17 protein-coding genes are annotated in these 20,114 nt (G+C 71.3%); 10 read left to right on the top strand and 7 right to left on the bottom strand.

Annotated features, from left to right (window positions below):
* Positions 1 to 36: 36 nt before the first annotated feature.
* The 4 genes from PPSIR1_RS06750 (at position 37) to PPSIR1_RS06735 (ending at position 3,667) form a co-directional block, all read left to right on the top strand.
* Positions 37 to 918, top strand: a complete 882-nt coding sequence (locus PPSIR1_RS06750) for a beta-keto acid cleavage family enzyme (RefSeq protein WP_006970257.1) — start codon at positions 37 to 39, stop codon at positions 916 to 918.
* Between the two features lie 19 nt (positions 919 to 937).
* Positions 938 to 1,885 carry a M14 family metallopeptidase gene (locus PPSIR1_RS06745; RefSeq protein ID WP_006970256.1) on the top strand — a complete coding sequence of 316 codons (948 nt, stop codon included), beginning with the start codon at positions 938 to 940 and terminating at the stop codon, positions 1,883 to 1,885.
* A gap of 10 nt (positions 1,886 to 1,895) precedes the next feature.
* Positions 1,896 to 2,423, top strand: coding sequence for a DUF1415 domain-containing protein (locus tag PPSIR1_RS06740; RefSeq protein ID WP_006970255.1), 528 nt, complete (start codon positions 1,896 to 1,898; stop codon positions 2,421 to 2,423).
* Between the two features lie 431 nt (positions 2,424 to 2,854).
* Positions 2,855 to 3,667 (top strand): SIMPL domain-containing protein, encoded by an 813-nt coding sequence (locus PPSIR1_RS06735; protein ID WP_086001072.1) that lies wholly within the window; start codon positions 2,855 to 2,857, stop codon positions 3,665 to 3,667.
* A gap of 272 nt (positions 3,668 to 3,939) precedes the next feature.
* Here PPSIR1_RS06735 and PPSIR1_RS06730 read toward each other — a convergent pair whose 3' ends face one another.
* From PPSIR1_RS06730 to PPSIR1_RS06715, 4 genes are all read right to left on the bottom strand, one after another.
* Complete coding sequence (locus tag PPSIR1_RS06730) at positions 3,940 to 4,746, bottom strand: alpha/beta fold hydrolase (RefSeq protein WP_006970252.1); 807 nt, start codon at positions 4,744 to 4,746, stop codon at positions 3,940 to 3,942.
* A gap of 76 nt (positions 4,747 to 4,822) precedes the next feature.
* Entirely contained in the window at positions 4,823 to 5,689 is an 867-nt protein-coding gene (locus tag PPSIR1_RS06725; RefSeq protein ID WP_006970251.1) for a sterol desaturase family protein, read from the bottom strand.
* 92 nt (positions 5,690 to 5,781) lie between these two features.
* Entirely contained in the window at positions 5,782 to 7,491 is a 1,710-nt protein-coding gene (locus PPSIR1_RS41980) for a hybrid sensor histidine kinase/response regulator (protein ID WP_006970250.1), read from the bottom strand.
* 124 nt (positions 7,492 to 7,615) lie between these two features.
* The gene (locus PPSIR1_RS06715) at positions 7,616 to 8,245 is read right to left on the bottom strand and encodes a winged helix-turn-helix transcriptional regulator (protein WP_006970249.1); all 630 of its coding nucleotides are present in this window, start codon (positions 8,243 to 8,245) and stop codon (positions 7,616 to 7,618) included.
* A gap of 43 nt (positions 8,246 to 8,288) precedes the next feature.
* Here PPSIR1_RS06715 and PPSIR1_RS06710 point away from each other — a divergent pair, with 43 nt between their 5' ends.
* Positions 8,289 to 9,047, top strand: coding sequence for a hypothetical protein (locus PPSIR1_RS06710; protein WP_006970248.1), 759 nt, complete (start codon positions 8,289 to 8,291; stop codon positions 9,045 to 9,047).
* 152 nt (positions 9,048 to 9,199) lie between these two features.
* Entirely contained in the window at positions 9,200 to 11,350 is a 2,151-nt protein-coding gene (locus PPSIR1_RS06705; RefSeq protein ID WP_006970247.1) for a phospholipase D-like domain-containing protein, read from the top strand.
* Positions 11,351 to 11,353: 3 nt separating this feature from the next.
* On the opposite strand, the gene PPSIR1_RS06700 is transcribed toward PPSIR1_RS06705, so the two are convergent.
* A complete protein-coding gene (locus tag PPSIR1_RS06700; RefSeq protein WP_006970246.1) occupies positions 11,354 to 11,767 on the bottom strand; it encodes a hemerythrin domain-containing protein in 414 nt (137 codons plus the stop codon).
* A gap of 178 nt (positions 11,768 to 11,945) precedes the next feature.
* Between PPSIR1_RS06700 and greB the strand changes: the two genes are divergently transcribed.
* Positions 11,946 to 12,440: a transcription elongation factor GreB gene (gene greB, locus PPSIR1_RS06695; RefSeq protein ID WP_006970245.1), complete on the top strand. Its 495-nt coding sequence runs from the start codon at positions 11,946 to 11,948 to the stop codon at positions 12,438 to 12,440.
* A 24-nt stretch (positions 12,441 to 12,464) separates the two neighbouring features.
* Here greB and PPSIR1_RS06690 read toward each other — a convergent pair whose 3' ends face one another.
* Both PPSIR1_RS06690 and PPSIR1_RS06685 read right to left on the bottom strand, forming a co-directional pair.
* Positions 12,465 to 12,860 carry a hypothetical protein gene (locus PPSIR1_RS06690; RefSeq protein WP_157595261.1) on the bottom strand — a complete coding sequence of 132 codons (396 nt, stop codon included), beginning with the start codon at positions 12,858 to 12,860 and terminating at the stop codon, positions 12,465 to 12,467.
* Positions 12,861 to 13,144: 284 nt separating this feature from the next.
* A complete protein-coding gene (locus PPSIR1_RS06685; protein ID WP_006970243.1) occupies positions 13,145 to 14,488 on the bottom strand; it encodes an AAA family ATPase in 1,344 nt (447 codons plus the stop codon).
* A gap of 93 nt (positions 14,489 to 14,581) precedes the next feature.
* Here PPSIR1_RS06685 and PPSIR1_RS06680 point away from each other — a divergent pair, with 93 nt between their 5' ends.
* The 3 genes from PPSIR1_RS06680 (at position 14,582) to PPSIR1_RS06670 (ending at position 19,974) form a co-directional block, all read left to right on the top strand.
* Positions 14,582 to 15,013: a hypothetical protein gene (locus PPSIR1_RS06680; protein WP_006970242.1), complete on the top strand. Its 432-nt coding sequence runs from the start codon at positions 14,582 to 14,584 to the stop codon at positions 15,011 to 15,013.
* Complete coding sequence (locus tag PPSIR1_RS06675; RefSeq protein ID WP_006970241.1) at positions 15,010 to 18,033, top strand: aldo/keto reductase; 3,024 nt, start codon at positions 15,010 to 15,012, stop codon at positions 18,031 to 18,033. The genes PPSIR1_RS06680 and PPSIR1_RS06675 overlap by 4 nt, the downstream gene beginning before the upstream one ends.
* A 318-nt stretch (positions 18,034 to 18,351) precedes the next feature.
* Positions 18,352 to 19,974, top strand: coding sequence for a glutamate synthase-related protein (locus tag PPSIR1_RS06670; RefSeq protein ID WP_006970240.1), 1,623 nt, complete (start codon positions 18,352 to 18,354; stop codon positions 19,972 to 19,974).
* The last annotated feature ends 140 nt before the right edge of the window (positions 19,975 to 20,114 follow it).

Below are 20,114 nucleotides of genomic sequence, written 5' to 3'. Positions count from 1 at the left end.
ACCTCCCAAGCGACTCCCCGAAGGACGACCGCGACCATGACCGACAAAGCCGCCCTGACCTGCGCCCTGACCGGGGTGCTCACCAACCCCAAGCAGCACCCCGTTCCCGTCACCGTCGAGGAGATGACGCAGGCGGCCAAGGACGCCTTCAACGCGGGCGCCTCGATCATGCACGTGCACTTCCGGGACCAGCGGCCCAACATGGGCTTTCTGCCCACCTGGGAGCCCGAGATCTGCGGCGAGATCATCGACTCGATCCGCGCCGCCTGCCCCGGGGTGATCATCAACATGAGCACCGGCGTCGTGGGCGAGGACATCTCCGGCCCCGAGGGCGCCATGCGTCGGGTCAAGCCCGAGATCGCGGCCTGCAACGCCGGCAGCCTCAACTACCTCAAGGTCCGCAGCAACGGGAAGTGGGCCTGGCCGCCCATGCTCTTCGACAACCCCGTGGCCAAGATCGAAAAATTCCTCGCGGTCATGAAGGAGACCCAGGCGGTCCCCGAGTTCGAGTGCTTCGACGTGGGCATCGTCCGCTCGATCGGGCTGTTCGTCAAAGCCGGGCTGACCGAGGGCCTCGCCCAGCACCCCGACTACAACTTCGTCATGGGCGTGGCCTCGGGCATGCCCTCGGACCCGCGCCTGCTCGAGCTCATCGAGGGCTACCGCGTCGAGGGCAGCACCTGGCAGGTCACCGCCATCGGCCGCCAGGAGGTCTGGGACCTGCACCGCAAGGCCGCCGAGCTCGGCGGGCAGCTGCGCACCGGCGTCGAGGACACCTTCTACCTGCCCAGCGGCGACAAGACCACGGGCAACGGGCCGCTGATCGAGGCCCTGGCCACCTGCGCCCGCGAAGCCGGCCGCGCAGTCGCCACCCCCGACGAGGCCCGCGAGATCCTCGGCCTTCGCCCCGCTGCTTGAGTATGGCAAAACCGGGGGCATGAGCGACGAGCGCTTCTACCCCATCGGCACCCCCGGCCAGCCCTGGACCGAGGCCGACAAGGCCACCTGGCTCGGCCAGCGCAACATCGAGCGCAGCTACAAAGACGAAGTGCTCGCCAAGCTCGAGGGCGTCGGCGGGCCCGCGCTCGCCCCGGGCTTCCTCGTCGAGCAGTACGGCGCGCTGAGCATCGACGCCGCCCGCTACCCGCTCTTCGTCGCGCGCCCGGCCGAGCCCAAGGCCGGGCTGCCCTGGGCGCTGATCACCGGGGGCGTGCACGGCTACGAGACCAGCGGGGTCCAGGGCGCGCTCGAGTTCCTGCGCGAGCACGCCTCGGCCTACCTCGACCGCCTCAACCTCGTGATCGCGCCCTGCGTCAGCCCCTGGGGCTACGAGGTCATCAACCGCTGGAACCCCGAGACCCACGACCCCAACCGCTCCTTCGTCGCCGACTCGCCCGCCGAAGAGTCCGCCTCGCTCATGCGCCTGGTCGCCGATCTCGAGGCCGAGCACGGCGCCGTGTTCCTCGTGCACATGGACCTGCACGAGACCACCGACAGCGACGAGGACGAGTTCCGCCCGGCCCTCGCCGCCCGCGACGGCAAGGCCTTCGAGCCCGGCCTGATCCCCGACGGCTTCTACACCGTGGGCGACACCGAGAACCCCCAAGCGGGCTTCCAGGGGGCGATCATCGCCGCCGTCGAGCAGGTCACGCACATCGCCCCGGCGGACGACAAAGGCGAGATCATCGGCTGCCCCGTGGTCCAGCGCGGCGTCATCAACTACCCCCTCGACGGCCTGGGCCTGTGCGCGGGCGTGACCGGGGCCCGGTTCACGACGACCACCGAGGTCTACCCCGACAGCCCCAAGACGACCCCCGAGAACTGCAACGCCGCCCAGGTCGCGGCCGTCCGCGGCGGCCTGGACTACGCCCTGGCCCAAGCCTGAGGTCGAGCGCATGACCGACGCCTACAGCCAGCGCGTGCGCGCCGAGACCCTCGGGTGGATCGAGGACTTCGTCGTCGGCCTGGGCCTGTGCCCCTTCGCCAAGGCCCCCCTCGACGCCGGCGCCCTGCGCATCGAGGTCACCGACTGCGACGACCCCCGCGAGCTCCTCGTCCTCCTCGACGAGGCCATCGCTCGGGTCCTGCGCGCGCCCGCCGAGGTGATCGAGACCAGCGTGCTCGTCCACCCCGAGTGCCTCACGGACTTCGCCGACTACAACGACTTCCTCGCCGACGTCGACGGCCTGCTCGAGGCCCGCGAGCTCGTCGGTGAGGTGCAGATCGCCAGCTTCCACCCGGACTACTGCTTTGGCGACGCCGAGCCCGACGACCCCGCCAACGCGACCAACCGCTCGCCCCACCCGATGCTCCACATCCTGCGCGAGGCGAGCGTGAGCCGGGCCGTCGACGAGCACCCGGACGTCTCGGCGATCCCGGCCCGCAACGTGGCGCTGCTGCGGGCGCGGGCTCGCGAGATCTAGCAGCCCAGACCAAACCCGGAGCGGGTGGCAGCGGATGCAAGCGAGGCTCCCGGAGGATCGAATCGGCGCGCCCGTGGCACCTCTCGACGAGGGCCGCGGGCGCTCGGGAGCACCGCCAACTTTTCCAAATGAACCCCGCCAGCGACGGACAATGGATCGGGATGCGTCCGTCCCGCGAGACTGAGGCCGAAGTCCGAGGAGGAGTGACCCGGGGCCGCTTTGAGGCGATCGTCGAGCCTGGACTGCCCCGATGGCTACGATTGCTGGGACGACGGAGAGCTCGATCTGGGCCTGACGCCGGGGCCGATCCTCGAGTCGGGCTTCTGCGCGCGGCCCAAGTAGCCCGGCACGCGCGGGGGCTCTACGAGCGGACCCTGCGCTTTTACCGGGGTCTTACCGGCCCAGAGCCGATGCCTGCCTAGGCTCCGAGGGTGAGCCCCGCCTCCTCCACGTCAACGTCCCAGCGCGCCCAGCTCTTCGTCTTGGGCGCGCTGCTCCTGTGTGCCCCGAGCTGCACGGACGGTCCTTCCGAGTGCCAGGAGTTGTCTGCCGGCCCGCCGACGACGGTGGTGATCCAGGCCGGCGAGGAAGGCCTCGCCCTCGCCGGGCCCCGGGTGCGGGTCGACGGGATCGCCTCCATCGACGTGTCCCCGGACCTCGTCGACCTCCACGTGACCCTGAGCGCCGAGGCGAGCGCGTCCACGGACGCCGTGGCTGCGGTTCGAGAGCAGCGAGAGGCTCTGGCCGCGGCCCTGCGCGAGGCCGGCCTCGACCCGGACGCGATCCGGGTCGGGCACCTCTCGGTCAACCCGGTGTGGAGCGACTACCCGCACCGAAAGGTCCGCGCCTACTCGGCCTCGGCGAGCGTGGTCGCAACCTCGGGGGAGCTCGAGCGCGTCGGCGAGCTGGCCGAGATCGCCGCGGGCTATTCGATCAGCTCCTTGAGCACGCAGTACCGCAGCTCGCAGATGACCCAAAAGAAGGTCGAGCTGCGCGAGCTGGCCCTGCGAGCGGCCCGCGACAAGGCCCAGCAGAGCGCGCGGGTGCTCGACGCCAGCCTCGGGGAGGTCGTCGCCATCGAGGAGGGCCAGCAGGGCGGCTGGGGTGGCTGGGGCATGGCCAACATGGTCGTCAACGAGGCCCGCGGCGCGGACGCGCCCGACGGGGCCTTGGCGCCCGGAGCCGTGACGCTGCGCCTGAGCGTGCACGTCGAGTACGCCCTCGTGGCTCACCCGCGGGGCTAGCAGGGCATCGGAGAAGGCATCGCGGCTCCTCGCGCCGTGGATTTTCGTCGAGATCGCGGAGCCAAAACGCCGCTGTGGTGGATCCACCGCAAGTTTTGGCGACAAAGAGCTCGGCGAAAAGACCAAGCGAGGTGTCGTGAGGACTTCTCCGATGTCCTACCGAGAAAGGCAGCCGCCCACGGGTTCAGCGCCAGCTGAGTCCGTGGACGATGCTTTCGTGGATCATGGGTCCCGGCGCCGCCGGGGTGGGCGACTGCTAGAGGGCTTCGCCGTCAACGCGGCAAGCCGCGCAAGAAGGCCAGCACGGCCTGGTTGAACGGCTCCGGCGCGTCGAAGTTGCTGTTGTGACCTCCGCCCGGGACCACGTACAGCTCGAGGTCCTCTGCGGCGGCCCAGCGCTGGGAGTAGGCGAGCACCTTGCCGGTGACGTCGAGCTCGCCGACGACCAGGAAGGCCGGGCACGCGAGCTGAAAGCGTCGATCGGCGTAGGCGAGCAGGCCGCGGTAGACCTCCGCCATGATCCGTCGAATCTCCGCCTTGCCCATCCCGGCGAGCACCTCCCGCATGTACGCGCGCCCGGCCTCGCTGGCCGCGGAGTTTGCCGCGATGCCCTCGACGAGCATGCCCTGGGGGTAGAGGGCGAGGAGCGCGGGGGTCACCGCGAGCAGCAGGCGATCCACGGTCGAGTAGTAGCTGGCGTCGAAGGGCGAGGTGTCGACCCCGACGAAGGACGCGACTCGGTCCGGGTACTCCAGCGCGAGCACCTGGGCGATGTAGCCCCCCATCGACTGGCCCACGAGGTGCGCCCGCGCGACGCCCTCTCGATCGAGGATCGCCGCGACCTCCCCGGCGCAGCGCGCCAACGAAAAGGGCGCGTAGGGCCGCGAGCGACCGTGCGCGGGCAGGTCCACGGCGAGCACGCGAAAGTCCGCGGCGAAGGGCTCGAGCTGGTGCTGCCAGAGCCGGTGATCGACGGTCGCGCCGTGGAGCAGGACCACCGCCTCCCCCGTGCCCGCGCTCCAGTAGTGCACGGGGCCGCGCGTGGAGGGGTGGACGCGGTGCTCGAGTTCGATCGTCATCGGTGGGGGCGACGGTCCTCAGTATCACACCAGCGTGAGCTCGAGGACCTCGCCACCCGCGGGGCTCGCTGGCTCGCTAGGGCCGCTGCGGACCCAGCTCCTCCTCGTGGCTCCACTCGGGCGGCATGACGAGGTAGCGGAGCTTGTCGGCCCAGGTCGGCGCGGAGCGGGTCCGCGCGAGCAGCCACGCGAAGCCTGCGACCTCGATCCGGGCGGGGTTGTAGCTGTCGAGCGGCGTCGTCGTCCCGTAGCGAGGCTCGTGCTCCTCTGCCTGGTAGGTCCCGAACAGGTGGTCCCAGACCATCAGCACCTCGCCGTAGTTCTTGTCGATGTACTGCGCGTCGACGCCGTGGTGGACGCGGTGGCTCGAGGGCGTGGCGAGGACGCGATCGAGCCAACCCAGGCGCGGGATCAAGCGGGTGTGCTGGACGATGCCGAACACGCTGACGAGCACCCGAATGACGATGAACTGCAGCGGCGCGACGCCGAGGACCGGCAGCAGGTAAAACAGCGGCCGCGAGATCGAGTTGTCGAGCAAGAAGCCGCGCGAGGCCACCGTCATGTTGAACTCCCGCGACGAATGGTGGACGTGATGCATCGCCCACAGCAGCCCGACCCGGTGAGCGAGGCGGTGGTCGACGTACCAGATCAGGTCGTGGAGCAAGAAGGCGATCAGCCACCCCAGCCAGCCCCCCAAGGTCACCACCCGAGCGTGCTCGTAGAGCAGGGTCATCAGCGCGAGCGGCAGCAACCAGCCGATCAGCACGTCGAGGCCGAGGTAGGCGACCGTGATCGCGAGGTTGGCGGCGCCGTCGCGATCGTCCCACTGGCGGTCGCTGGTGAGCTCGTGGGCGATCCGCTCACCGAGGAGCAGGACCGTATAGGCGGGCAGCAAGATGAGGTAGGTCTGTCCCTCGGCCGCGAGCTTCACCAACCCGTCCATGCACCCCAGCTTGCGGGCACGGAGCCGCGACCGCAAACAATCTCCCACGGGGAGCCCGGACTCCGAGGGCCGCGCACGCCGACGCCCCTGAATCAGGCGCTCACGGCGAGGGTGTCCACGCACGCGCGCAGGGCCTCGCCCCGCGAGAAGGGCTTGTTGACCAGGGTGTAGTGGCCCAGGGCCACGTCCCGGCGCAGGACCTCGTCGTCGGAGTAGCCCGTGCACACCAGCACCCGGGTGCTCGGGCTGTGCTCGATGAACCACGCGACGAGCTCCCCGCCCCCGCCGCCAGCCATGACGACGTCGGTCCACAGCAGCTCGAAGGGCTCTTGGGTCTGCTCGGCCAGGGTCCGCGCCGTGGTGATGTCGCCCGCGTCCGTGACCCGAGCGCCCGCGCCGGCGAGGGTGGCCGTGACCACGGCGCGCACGCGGACGTCGTCGTCGACGACCAGCACGCGGCGACCGTCGAGGCGCAGGGCAGCGTCGTCGTCCATGGACGCCCCGCTGCCCTCGACCTCGGCCAGCTCGATGCCGGGGAGCTCGATGACGAAGCGCGTGCCCTCGCCGAGCGCGCTGTGGCATTCGATCTGCCCGCCCAGCGACTCGACGATGCCGCGGACCGAGGGCAGGCCCAGGCCGGTGCCCATGCCCACGGCCTTGGTGGTGAAGAAAGGCTCGAAGATCCTGGCCTGGGTGAGCTCGTCCATGCCGCTGCCCGTGTCCTCGAACACGAGCACGGCCCGCTCGCCCGCGCGATCGACCCGGACCCGGAGCACGCCGCCCTCGGTCATGGCGTGGGCGGCGTTGGTCCCGAGGTTGAGGGTGAGCTGCTGAATCTGGTTGGGGTCGGCGCGCACGGCCGCGGGCTCGGCCACGGACAGCTCGACGGTGATGTCCTTGGGCAGGGTCCGCCGGAGCATCGCGCACGCCCGCTCGAGGGTCGAGGCCAGGGCGATGGGTCGGACCTGCACGACCTCGCGGCGGCCCATCGCGAGGAGCTGGCGGGTCAGGCTGCTCGCGTGCTCGACCGCGTCGGTGATCGCCTCGGCCTCCTCCGGCGCCTGGTCGTAGAGCAGCCCGGCCTCGCCGAGGACCACGGTCAGGGCGTTGTTCATGTCGTGGGCGATGCCGCCGGCGAGCTGCCCGAGCAGCTCCATCTTGCCCGCGCTGACCAGCTGCTCCTGGGCCTGCTGCAAGGTCGCGTGGGCCTGCTCGAGCTCGTTGAGGGCCTCGGTCTGCTCGGCGAGGGACTCGCGCAGCCGGCCCATCAAAAACGCGATGCTGACGATCGTGATGCTGCCGAGGATCAGCAGCGAGGCCGCGTTGCCGCCGAGCATGGCCCAGGGCTCGAGGGGCGGCGGGACGTCGGGCACCAAGACCACGTCGGCCCACCGCGACCAGGCCACGAAGCCGAGCAGGCCCGCGCCGAACACCAGGTAAGCCATGCCCGCGCGCCAGCCGAGCAACACCACGGCCAGGATCTGACCCGTGAACAGGTAGAGGATGCCCGCGCCCACGTCCGCGCCCACGAGCAGGCTGACCCCGCCGGCATAGGCCAGGACCAGCAGGAGCAGCGCCCCGCGGACCATGGTGGGGACCCGCTGCCACAGCGCCACGCCGGCCAGCGCGCCCGTGGACAGCAGGCCGACCGCCAGGCTGACCGGGGTCAGGGTCGAGGCGAACACCAGCATCAGCACCCCGCCCGCGCCCGCCAGCAACGAGAGCAAGCGCCGCGCGATCAGGGCTCGCCAGGCGTCGAGCTGCGCGTCGGCGTGTGCGAGCCTCGTGACGTCCCGACCCACGAAGCCGCACCTTACCCCAGCCGAGCTCGGGCCAAAGCGGGCGGCAACCGCACACATCTGCGCGGCCCGCCCGCAGATGGTGAGGTGGGCCACTGCGGCGATTGCACCAATCCGAGCGCGGTGCTCAGCGGACGGAGCGGATCAAACGTCGGAGCGCGCGTCGGGTGCCCTCGACCTCGACCCCGAGGGCGTCTGGGTCGGCGCCGGTGAGCAGCACCTGACCCAGGCCCAGCTCTGGTCCGCGCAGGGTCAGCTCGGCCCCGCGGCGTTGGTGCTCGAGGATCTCGAGGGTCTCGCCGTCAGCCTCGAGCACGTGACGCTCGCCTCGGCCCCCCTCGACCTCGAGGACCACGCAGCCCTCGAAGCCCCCTCGGTAGCGGCGACGCATGGCCAGCAGGCCCCAGCGCAGGCGCCTGTCCAGATCTCCCGGCCGCGCGACGGGGCCGGCGTGCGCTTCGGCCCAGCCCGCGAGGGCCAAGAGCGCGGGCTCGAGGGCGCGGCCGGCCTCGCTCAGGGCGTAGACCCGGGTCCGCCCCGCGCTGGGCTCCCGGATGACCAGGCCGTCGGCCTGCAGCTGCTCGAGGCGCTTGGCCAGCAAGTTGGTGGTGATCCCCGGCAGCCCCGCCATCAGCTCCGAGTAGCGCTGCGGGCCGACGAGCAGGTTGCGGACGATCAGCAGGGTCCAGCGCTCCCCGACCACGTCGAGGGCGCGTGCCAGCGCGCACAGCTGGCGGTAGCTTCTGCGCTCGCTCATACTTTACTTAACCATAGCAACTGCTATTTAAAAGTAAAGCGCCATGAGCACCCCCGACTTCACCGCCTCCACCTTCCTGGTCGTCGCCTTCATCGCGGTGGTCGCCGGCACCCTCACCGGCCTCGTCGCCTGGCTGCGCCTCGCCGCCCGCACCGGCGCCCTCTCGCCCCGCTCGGTCCGCCCCGTGCTCGGGGCCCTCGCCGCCTGGATGGTCGTCGCTGGCGGCCTGTCCCTCGCCGGCGTGTTCCACAGCGAAGCCTTCCCGCCGCCGCTGATGATCCTGCTGTGGATCGCCGCCGCCGGGGTCATCGCCGTGGTCGCCGTGCCCCGCTCGCGCCGGGCCATCGTCGCCGCCCCGCTGTGGGCGACGGTCCTGCTCCAGTGCTTTCGCCTGCCCCTCGAGCTGGTCATGCACCGCGCCTTTGTCGAGTCCGTCATGCCCGCGCCGATGAGCTTCGACGGCCGCAACTTCGACATCGTCACCGGCGCGCTCGCCCTGGCCCTCGGCCTGTGGCTGTGGTCCCGAGAGCGCGCCGGCAAAGAGCCCCCGCGGGCCGCGGTGTGGGCCTACAACCTCGTCGGCATCGGCCTGCTGGTCAACGTGATCGTCGTCGCCGTGATGTGCATGCCCGGGCCGATGCAGCGCATCGTCACCGATCCGCCCAACGTGTGGGTGACCTACCTGCCCTTCGTCTACCTGCCCGCCGTGCTCGTGCCCCTGGCGCTGTGGGGGCACCTGAGCACCTTCGCGTGGCTGCTTCATGATCGAGCAGATCGGGCGAACCGGGGCGAAGCGAGCTAGAGCGCCTACCGAGAAAGGCAGCCGCCCACGGGTTCAACGCCAGCTGAGTCCGTGGACGATACTTTCGTGGATCATGGGTCCCGGCGCGGCCGGGGTGGGCGACTGCTAGGCTGATCCCGATGGCGCGGGACGGGCGAACGGAGCGGGAGGGGTTGCGCAAGGTCTTGGCCGGCCTGCTCCGCGATGCACAAGGCCAGAGCGAGGGCCCGCCCCAGCGGGACGTCGGCTCGCTCCTCGACGGCGCCGTCGAGCAGGTCAGCTCGACCCTCGAGCGTTGGTCCCGGGGCGCCTCCCTGCGCCGCTTGCTCGGCGGCCTCGCCCGCGATCACCTGACCTCCCCCGGCGAGTGGCTCGCGCTCGAGGCCGAGCTCGGGCTCCCGGGGCGCCTCGCCGGAAAGGCCACCTTCAAGCTCGACGACACCGTCGTCGCCGAGCTCGAGATCGGCCGAGGCCCGCGCTTGCTGGCCATGGTCCGGGCGCCCGAGCCCGGCATCTACCGAGCCAGCGTCGAGCTCGACGGGGTCGCCCGCGAGCTCCTCGGGAGCGCCTGGGTCCACGTCGCCGGCCCGCGCCCGCTGATCTTCGTCGACGCCGAGCTCTTGCTCGAGACCAACGACGGCGCGGACACCCGCGAGGTCCTCGAGCTCGTCCGCGGCCTCGACCGCGCCGGCTTCGACCTCGCCTACTTCGACGTCGCCGAGGCCGAGCGCGAGGCGGCGATCCGAGCCGCCCTCGCCCGCGCCCGCCTCGACCGCGCCGCGCTCACCACCTACGCGACCAGCGACCGCGGGATCGAGAGCCTCGGCCTCGACCTCGGCGAGCTGTTCGGGGTCGCGGCGCTGCGCGAGCTCCACGCCCGCGGGGTCCCGGTCTGCGCCGTGATCACCCCGCGCTTTTCGGCCTCGCGCAGCGCCTTCGAGCACGTCAGCGTGCTGCCCCCCGCGGCCGCCGTGGCCGGGCTCGCGCGCGACGGCCTGGCCCGCGAGCGAGGCTGGGCCGAGGCCTTCCGCGCCGAGCGGGCGGCGGCCGATCGCGTCGAGTGGCGCTTTGATCATGCGACGGACTCGCGCACGACCCACGGCAACGCGGCCGTCGCCGAGCTCGACAACCGCCGCGCCCGCGAGCGCCTGTTCGAGCTGATCGACCAGGCCGAGCGCTCGGTCCACTTTCAGGTCTACATCATGCGCCCGGGTCGCTTCGCCGACGCCCTCGTCGTGCGCCTGATCCAGCGCGCCCGCGCCGGGGTCGAGGTCCGGGTCATGGTCGACGCGCTCTACTCCGACCAGGAGGTGTTCGGGCGTCGAAACCCGCTGCTGCAGGCCCTCGAGGCCGAAGCGAACATCGAAGTCCTCGCGCTCAGCCCCATCGAAGGCCGCCGCGACCTCGACGTCGAGCGCCTCAAGGGCCGCGACCATCGCAAGCTGGTCGTCATCGACGGCTGCCGCGCGCTGGTCTCGGGCCGCAACGCCGACGACGAGTACTACTTCGGCTTCGACGAGGTCGCGATCCACGACTACACCAACCACTCCCGGATCCCCTGGCTCGACGCCCACCTCGAGCTCGCGGGCCCCGTGGTCGCCGACATTCGCCGCTGCTTCCTCGACACCTGGGCCGAGGCCGGCGGGGCCGAGCCGAGCGAGGCGCCGGCCCCGTGTCCACCGCTCGAGCCCGGCAGCGGCTGCGCGGCGCGCTTCGTCGTCCACCGGGGCCTCGTCGACGCCAACGGCCTCGCCATGTACGAGGCCATGCTCGAGGTCGCCGAGGACCACGTCTACATCGTCAACGACTTCCCGATCGTCTCGACCCTCGAGCGGGCGATCGAGCGGCTGCTCGCCCGTGGGGTCCGCGTCGAGCTGCTGACCGGCAACGCCGCGGCGCGCCGCTTTGACGGCAGCCTGTTCCCCGCCCCGATCTACCGGACCTTGTTCGAGCACATGGTCAAAGCTCGGCTCGAGCCGCTGATGCAGGCCGGCGTGGAGGTCTACGAGTTTCAGACCAAGCCCTCGGCGCGGGTCGTCGCCCGGGGCGGCTGCGTGCGCCCCTACGTGCACGCCAAGCTCGTCTGCGTCGACGGCGAGCTGTGCACGATCGGCTCGGCCAACCTCGACGCGACGGCGAGCTTTTGGGAGAGCGAGGCCAACGTCGTGGTCCGGGACCGGGCGTTCACCACGGCCCTCGAAGATCAGCTGCGCGAGCTCATCGCGGGCAGCGTCCGCCTGGACCCGGGCTCGGAGTACTGGGCGCGCGAGCGGGCCCAGCGAGCGGTCGTGGGCAAGCTGTGGCCCGGGGCGCTCTACTCTTGACGGCTAGCGACCCGACGCGTCGCACCACGCGTGGAAGCCCGAGGCCTCGGCGTCGTCGTGGCGAGCCCAGTCGAGCTCGAAGCGCGTGAGCAGGTCGATGTCGGCCTGGCCCTCGCGCAGGCGCACGGCGATCTCGCCCGCCAAGGCCCGCAGCTGCCCGTGCTGACGGCGCAGGTCCTCGACCTCGCGGGCCCGGGCCTCGACCTCTCCGGGCGTCGCCCCGGCGTCGACATAGACCGGGAACAGGACCTCCTCCTCCTGGCCCATGTGGCTGTCGAAGGCGACCATGAAGCGCCCGTGGGCCTCGCTGGCGATCGCCCGCTGCCCCTGGCGGACCGACTCGAACACCAAGAGGAACAGGCTCTGGAGGCGCTCGTGGGAGTAGGGGTCGAGCTTGCGGGGGCTCAGCGGCGACATCGCTCAGACCATACGAGCGCTAGCGAAAAAGTCACCGCGAAGGAGCTGCGCCGTGCGTGCGTTTGCCACGCTCTGCACGCGCCGCCAAAGGCGTCCTCGTGCACGAATTCGCGGTCCAGCCGTCCCACCGGTCTGGTGCCTCGGTGTCCGCCTCGTTTACCCTGAGCGACCCGAAGCCATGGCAGCCCTCGACAAAAAGATCACGCCCTTCGGCTACGCGAAGCTCAAGGCCGAGCTCGAGGAGCTGTGGAAGGTCGAGCGGCCCCGCGTGACCGACGAGGTCGCCGCCGCGGCTGCCCTCGGCGACCGCAGCGAGAACGCGGAGTACCAGTACGGCAAGCGGCGCCTGCGGGAGATCGATCGCCGGGTCCGCTGGCTCAACAAACGCCTGAAGGAGCTCACCGTCGTGCGCGGGGCCCCGGCCGACGGCAAGGTGCACTTTGGCGCCTGGGTCACGGTCGAGGACGAGGCCGGCGAGCAAAAGCGCTGGCAGCTCGTGGGCAGCGACGAGTTCGACGTCAAAGACGGCAAGATCAGCGTCAACTCGCCCTTTGGCCGGGCCCTGCTCGGGCGAGAAGTGGGCGACGACGTCGAGGTCCAGCGGCCCAAGGGCGACCTCGAGCTCGTGATCTTGGCGATCGACTATCCCGAGTATTCAGACGAGGACGGCTGATGTCGCTGCATGCCGGCGCAGCGCTCACGGCGTCGTGGCTCCAGCCATATGACGACTTCGAGCGAGCTTGGCCCGAAAGCCCCGCTGGACGACCGACAGTGCCTCTTCGTCTGCGCTGAACAACTCCTCGAGCGCCATCGCCAACATGGGATCGTGCTCGCGGAGGAAACGGAGCGTCACATCGCCGCTTTGATAGTTGAGCAGGTAGCCCCTCCGCAAGCGCACGATCTTGGGGTTGTCTGCGAGCTTGAACCTCCTCATCGTCGCCTCTGCGCGAGTTCGGTGCGGCTCGGGAACGGCTTCGGTCAGTAGCTCGACTTCCAAGCTCGGAAGTCGAAGTCGAAACCAACCGGCGGCCTGCACGTCATAGGGATCGAGCAAGTCGGGCCGTTCACCCTTTGAGCTGTTGAGCTCGGGCATCGCGTAGCGGTAGTTCGTCCACTCGTAGATGAGCGAGGGATTCCCACCTGGTTCGAGGCACTTCGTCTGACTGACCCAGTGCTCCACATGGCCGCTCGAGATGCGGATCGCAGCCCATCCACAGCGCCCTCGAAACACTTCGCGCAAGTCGCCCTCGCACGCGCTCCACTAATTGGGGGGTCTGCGGTTCGTTCCGCGGGCAGCCGTCTTTTCGAGCCACCGTCGACCCCTGTCTCGAACGTCGGCCTCGAAGCTCGGCGGTTCGAGCTGTCGCTCGACCGGGATCACTCCGGCGCCTCGTCATCGTGCACAAACCACTGCACCCAAAACGGGTCACTCGGCGCCAACACTCGCCGAAGCTCTGCGTCGATGGCGTTGGCGCTCCGAAGCTCTACCGGTAGCTGTTCGAGGCGCCCGTTCATGAACATCTTCGCGTGCCGCATCGCGCGCTCGGCCTCGCGGGATCCGCCGCTGTCGAGGCCAAACACCTCCGAAGTCAGCCAGCCCACGGCGTCTCCTTGCTTGACCCACTCGAGCTCTTCGAGCTCTGGCGCTCCGGCGTCAACACCGAAGTGAAACAAGCGATCCTTGGCGGGCTCGACCAGGGTCTCCCCCGACGCCAGCACCAACGGCGAGTGCGTCGTGACGAACATCTGCACCTGCAGGTGCGGATCGAGCTCCTTGGCGACAGCCTCGAGGGCCGGCAAGATCGCTCGTTGCCAGCGCGGATGGAGGTGTTGCTCTGGCTCGTCGACGAGCACGAACAACAGCCTCGAAGGCTCTTGCCCCGTGATCTTCTCGTACTCGAGGCGCTCGAGCCAGGTCCACACCAGCAAGTAGCTCAGCTCGAGGATCCGTCGAACCCCAGCCGCCGCGAGGGTGATGGGCACTGGCTCGGCTTCCCAGGGCGTGACCAGGGTCGGAATCTCTCGGGAATCGTCGAGAAAGACCCTCCGCGCCTTGCCGAGCTCGAGCGGAGTCGTGTCGGGTGCAGACAAGACCCGCAGCACCGCCGAAAAGATCTCGAAGGGGTCCGGCCCATCAGGGTCGGGGCGCAAGCGTTGCCACGCCGCGAGATCCCGAATCAGGCCATTGCACAAAAATTGACTCGAAGGACCGCTCTTCCCATCCCACAACTCCCTGCCGACGAAACGAAACGCATCCCCTTCGGGACGAGCAGATTCGGGGAACGAGCTGGGAAAGCGATTGCGTCCGTGGACGAAGCTGGCCCGCCGATCCGCCCCGATGTACACGACCGAGCCCAAGGGGGCGCGGCCCCGGACAGAGTCCCAGCGCCACCGCTGCTCACCCGCGTCAAACTTCGAGTCGTAGTGGAGGGCGTCGTCGTAGACGCCAAAATCGAGCGCTGGGGCGACGGCCACGGCGCTCGCCTGTCCGCTCGACCGCCGACCCGCCGCCTCTACCGTCCGATAGCTCAAGCTCGCGCTCTTGTTGCCGGGCAACGCGATGGGCCCTGCCCAGCTCCCCGTCAGCACCCACCAGATCAGGTCGAGCACGAAGGTCTTGCCCAAGCCGTTGTCCCCCGTGAGCACGTTGAGCCGCGGCCCAAACTCGAGCGTCATCTCGGCGATAGGTCCCACGCCGCGGGTGTGGAGAGAGGTGAGCACGCGCCGAGTGTATCGGCGCCTCTCGCTGGCGTCGACAGGACCAGATCCATTCTCAGCGCTCCATCGACGCGATGAGTTGGGTATGATGGCGCCATGGGCGAGGCGGGCACGCAGAATTCGAAGACAGCGGCGGAGCAGCCGAGCGCGCTGCTGGCTCAGCTCGCCGACAACCCCGACGACGAGGCCCTGCGCGAACGCGCCGCGATGGCGCTGACCCACGCCGGCCGCCACGCCGAGGCCGTCGCCGTGCTCAGCGAGCGCCTCGTCAACCTCACCGCCCACGACGGCCCGACCCTGCCCTCCCTGGCCAAGCGCTACCTCCAGCCCGAGCTGGCCGAGGCCACCGCGAAGCTGCCCGACTCCGACGAGACCGAGGCCTTCGTGCGCCGCTTCGTCGTCGCCAACGGCCGGGTGCTCTACTACTGGACACCGCGGGCCATGGCCGATGACCCGGGCCTGCGCCACGCGATCCGCTCGCGCCTGGCCAAGCGGCTGAGCAGCGCGCCCGCGGGAGGCCAGCGATGAGCCGCCGCAGCCCCATCGAGCGCGGGTGCGGGGACGCGCTCATCGATCTCCTCGATCCCGACCCGGTCCTGCGCCGCTACGCCGTGGACGCGGTGCCCCTCGACACGACCGGCCTCTACGCCCTGCGCGAGCGCCTGCTCGACGATCGCCACGGGCCCGTGCGCGCGGCCGCGGCCGAGCGGCTGGCCCGGGCTGCCCGGGCGTCCTTCGACGACGCAGGCGAGCGCAGGCCCACGCGCGCCGAGGCCAACCGGTGGATCGTCGAGGCCCTCGGCGACCCCTTGCTGAGCGTGCGCGTGATCGCCTGCCGCGTCGCCCTGCGCCACGCCGGTCGAGACGCCGCCCTCGAGGCGCGGCTGCGCCAGATGGTCACCCAGGACCCGGCGTGGCGCGTGCGTCGAGCCGCGGCCCGGGCCCTCGCCGGGGTCTCGGGACCCGACGCCATCCCGGGGCTCATCGCCGGACTGGACGACCCCTTTTGGCGCGTCCGCCACGGCGTGGTCCAGGCCCTCGGCTTCGTGGTCTCGCGCAACCCCGAGGACCAACGCGGCGCGCTCCGGTCGCGCATCCTCGAGGCCGGCCGCGACCTCGACGAGGCGCCTCGGGCCGCGCTGCGCTACCTCGCCCTCGAGTGGGCCGGCGAAGAGGCGGCGCTCGGCGACCCCGAGCTCGGCGAGCAGCGCTCGCGCCTCGCCCAACTCCTCGGCACCATCCCCGATCCGGGCGCGGGCCTCGAGCTCAGCGACCCCGACCCGGCCGTGGTCACGGCGCGGCTACAGGCTTGCGAGCGCGCCGGCGCCCCCGAGCTCGAGCCCGCCGCGCTGATCCCCCTGCTCGCCGAGTCCCACGTGCCCCTGCGCGACGAGGCCGCTCGGCGCCTCGCCCAGCTCGACGATCCCCGGGCGTTGCTGCCGGCCCTGGCGTGGCTCGAAGACCCGCGGGTCCCCAACGCGCCGGGCGAGGTCCGCCGCCTGCTCGGGCGCCTGGGACACCGCGCCCGGCCCCTGGTGCTCGCCGTGCTCGAGCTCGACGACGATCGCGTCGTCGCGCTGGGCTGGGCCTGCTCGTGGATCGCCGCGCACCCGGCCGAGGACCTGCACGGGCGCGTGCTCGAGCTCAGCGCCCACCGCCACCCGCAGGTGCGCGCGGCCGCGATCGCCTGCCTCGGGCAAGTCGTGCGACGCGAGCGGGCGACGAGCGAGACTTCGAAGAGCCTGCGCGAGGCCGTGCGCCGGGCCCTTCGAGACCCCAGCGACCTCGTCCGCGACGCGGCGGCGCTGGCCGTCTACGGCCCGGGCACCGCGACCTTCCCCGAGCTCGAGCCGCCGCCCCTCGAGCCGGCGACCTTCGCCCAGCTCGGCGCGACCGTCCGCGCTCGACTGGTCGCCGCCGGGCTGCCAGAGGCCTGCCTCGAGGTCGCCCTCGAGGATCCCGACGCCCGCGTGCGCGCCCTGGCCCACGCCTCGCGCGACGCCGGAGCTCACCAGCCAGACCCGGACCCCTGGGTCCGCGCCGTGCAGCTCGACCTCGCCAGCGCGCAGGCGCTGTTCGAGGCTGAGGTTGAGACCGAAGCCGATCCGGGCGTCCGCCGAGGCGCCGCGCGCCTGCTCGTGCGTCACCGCGAGACCCTCGCCCTCGAGCGCGTCGTCGCCCTCGCCCCGCGCCTGTTCGCCGACGCCGATCCGTGGATCCGCGCCCGCGCGTCCGAGCTCGTCGACGCCCGCGCGGCCGAGTCCGAGGCCCTCCTCTCCCTGCTCCTGCGCGCGACCCGAGACGGCGCCGCCATGGTCCGACTCAGCGCGACCGCCAGCCTCGATCGCACCCCGGGGCTCGACGCGGCCCTCGACGCGCTGCTCACCCGCAGCAGCGACGAAGACCTGCGCATCGCCGCGTGGTCGCGGCGGGTCTCGACGGCCCTGAGCGCGACGGACTCGAGCGTTCCCGAAGCGGTGCTCGCCCGCATCCGCGACGCGCCTTCCGAAGGTCCGCGCGTCGCCGCGCACCTCGACGAGCTCGCCGTCGCCCTCGGCGCCGAGCCCAGCGCGTCCGCCCTCGAGTCGGCCGCCCAAGCCCGCGTCGAGCTGAGCCACGCCCCGGTCGAGCCGCGCCCGCGCCCCCACCTCGGCCCCGGGGTCACCCGTCGCCCCCTCGGCCGCACCGGCATCGAGCTCGCCCCCCTGGTGGTCTCCGGCGCCTTCGCCCCGACCCCCTCGTCCCTCGCCCACGCCGTCGAGCGCGGCGTCGACACCCTGTTTTGGGAGCCCCGCTACGCCAGCGCGACCCGCTTCCTCCGCCAGCCCAGGCGCCGCGATGTCCAGGTCATCGCCGGCAGCTTCCACGCCGACCCGGCGAGCATCGTCGCAGACCTCGAGACCGCCCTGCGCCGCCTGTCTCGGGACCACATCGACCTCTTCCTGCTCTACTGGGTCCGCTCCCCCGCCCGCCTGAGCCCCGCCGCCCGCGACTGCCTGCGCGCGCTCCAGGCCCAGGGCAAGATCCGCAGCTTCGGCTTCTCCACCCACGACCGCGCCATCGCCTGCGCGGCCGTCGAGACCGGTGACTGGCCCGTGATCATGACCCGCCACAGCGCCGCCCACACGGGCGCCGAGCTCGAGCTCTTCCCCGCGGCCGCGGCCGCTGGGGTGGGCCTGCTGGCGTTCTCGTGCCTGTGCTACGGCCGCATGCTCCGGCCCTCCTCGGTGTTCCCGAGCGGGCCCGCGGCCCTCGACTGCTACCGCTACTCCCTGGGCCAGCCCGGCGTGAGCGCGTGCATCAGCGCCCCGCAGCGCCACCGCCAGCTCGCCCAGAACCTCGAGCTGCTCCAAGCACCGCCGCTGGGCGGGCTCGAGCTCGAGGCCCTGCGCGCCCACGGCCGGGAGATCTACGCGGACAACAAGCGCTTCGATCGACTCCTGCGCCGCGGCGGCGCCGGGCCCCTGCGCGAGGCCCTGCTCGAGCTCTTCGAGCGCAACCGCGTGGACACGGCTGACGACGCCGCGGTCGAGCAGCGCGACGATTGAGCCGTAGACAAAGGGGCACAGAACTCGTTCTGGACGACCCTCCGAGCGTGGCTCCGGCCGCGGAGGTCACGGAACGAGCCGTGCCTCCCCTCCTTCGACGGCGACGGATGGACGTTACGGCGGCCTTTCGCCCCGGCGGACTGTCCCAAGGGCCACGCCCTGATCCGAGGTCCCCGCGCTCGACGAGCGCGGCCGTAACCTTTTGTCGCCCCAACCAATCTCCTGGGGGCGATGACTCGCGGCTGCAACGTCCGCGAGTCCTCGCCGCCCTAGACTGGGAGGCCCCTCCCCTCCCGCTGACCACGCGAATCCCCGTCCATGACCACCAAGCGCCCCGTCAAGATCGCCACCTTCTCCGAGCTCGAAGATCGCACCCCCGCCTACGCCCTCGTCGCCAAGGTCGACCTCGTCGTCATCCGCCACGACGGCGCGGTCTCGGTGCTCTACGGCCGCTGCCTCCACCGCGGCGCCCTATTGTCCGACGGGCACGTCGACGGGCCCAACCTGATCTGCGGCCTGCACGGCTGGGACTACCGCTACGACACGGGCGTGAGCGCCTACAACAACGAAGAGGCGCTGCGGCGCTTTGACGCGTGGGTCGAGGACGACGGCGTGCTCGTCGACGAGGCCGAGGTCGCGGCCTGGGAGGTCGACCACCCCCAGCCCTACGAGCGCGACGCCTACCTCGGCCTCTACGAGGACCACCACGGCGGCCCCGAGGAGCCCTACAACATCCGCACCCGGCGACTCGCCGTGCTCGGGCCCGACGAGGCCGGCCACCACGGCCCGGTCTCGTCCATGGGCGTGCCGCTCACCGAGCTCCCGCGCTGGGAGTCGCTGCAGCTGCTCACGGCCCAGCTCGCGCGCAAGCCCAAGCTCGACCACGATCCGGTCGGCACCGAGATCGTCATCGGGCCCAACGCGGCCAAGCCCCTGACCCTCGCCATCCCCATCTTCGTCAGCGACATGAGCTTCGGGGCGCTCAGCGAGGAGGCCAAGGTCGCCCTCGCCAAGGGGGCCGAGGGCGCGGGCACGGGCATCTGCTCCGGCGAGGGCGGGATGCTGCCCGAAGAACAAGCCGCCAACTCGCGCTACTTCTACGAGCTCGCCTCGGCCAAGTTCGGGTGGAGCATCGACAAGGTCAAACAGGTCCAGGCCTTCCACTTCAAGGCCGGCCAGGGGGCCAAGACCGGCACCGGCGGGCACCTGCCCGGCGAGAAGGTCAAGGGCAAGATCGCCAAGGTCCGCGAGCTCGCCGAGGGCACCCCCGCGATCAGCCCCTCGACCTTCTCCGACCTCGACACCCCCGCGGACTTCCAGCGCGTCGCCGACGAGGTCCGCGAGGTGTCCGGGGGCATCCCCATCGGCTTCAAGCTCAGCGCCCAGCACATCGAGGCCGACGTCGACTTCGCCCTGGCCGCGAGCGCCGACTACATCATCCTCGACGGCCGCGGGGGCGGGACCGGGGCGGCCCCGGAGGTGTTCAAGAACAACATCTCGGTGCCCACGATGATCGCCCTGGCCCGGGCCCGGCGGCACCTCGACGCCCGCGGGCGCCGGGACGTCACGCTGATCATCACCGGCGGCCTGCGGACCGAGTCGGACTTCGTCAAGGCCATGGCCCTCGGGGCCGACGCCGTCGCCGTGTCCAACGCGGCCATGCAGGCCATCGGCTGCCTGGGCATGCGGGCCTGCCACACCAACAACTGCCCGGTCGGCATCGCCACCCAAAAACCCGGCCTGCGCTCCCGACTCATCGTCGACAAATCGGCGCAGCAGCTGACCAATTTTTTCCTGACCACGGTCAACCTGATGAAGGTCCTGGCCCGCGCCTGCGGCCACGCGCACCTCGACCAGTTCTGCCTCGACGACCTGACCACCTACGACCGCGACCTCGCCTACCTCACCGGGGTGCCCTACGCCGGCGTCGTCCCGCTCTGAATCCGCGCTCTTCCAGGACCAAGCACCATGTGGACCACGCTCACCGTCGACCCCACCTCCCTGACCCAGGCCCGCCTCGCGGCGCACTGGGCCAGCCAGATCATCGCCGCCGTCGGCACCCACCTCGTCCCCGCCAAGGC

Source organism: Plesiocystis pacifica SIR-1 (assembly GCF_000170895.1).
Lineage (GTDB): Bacteria > Myxococcota_A > Polyangia > Nannocystales > Nannocystaceae > Plesiocystis > Plesiocystis pacifica.
Note: the sequence above shows the minus strand (reverse complement) of the source record. Positions and strands in the feature narration are given on the sequence as shown.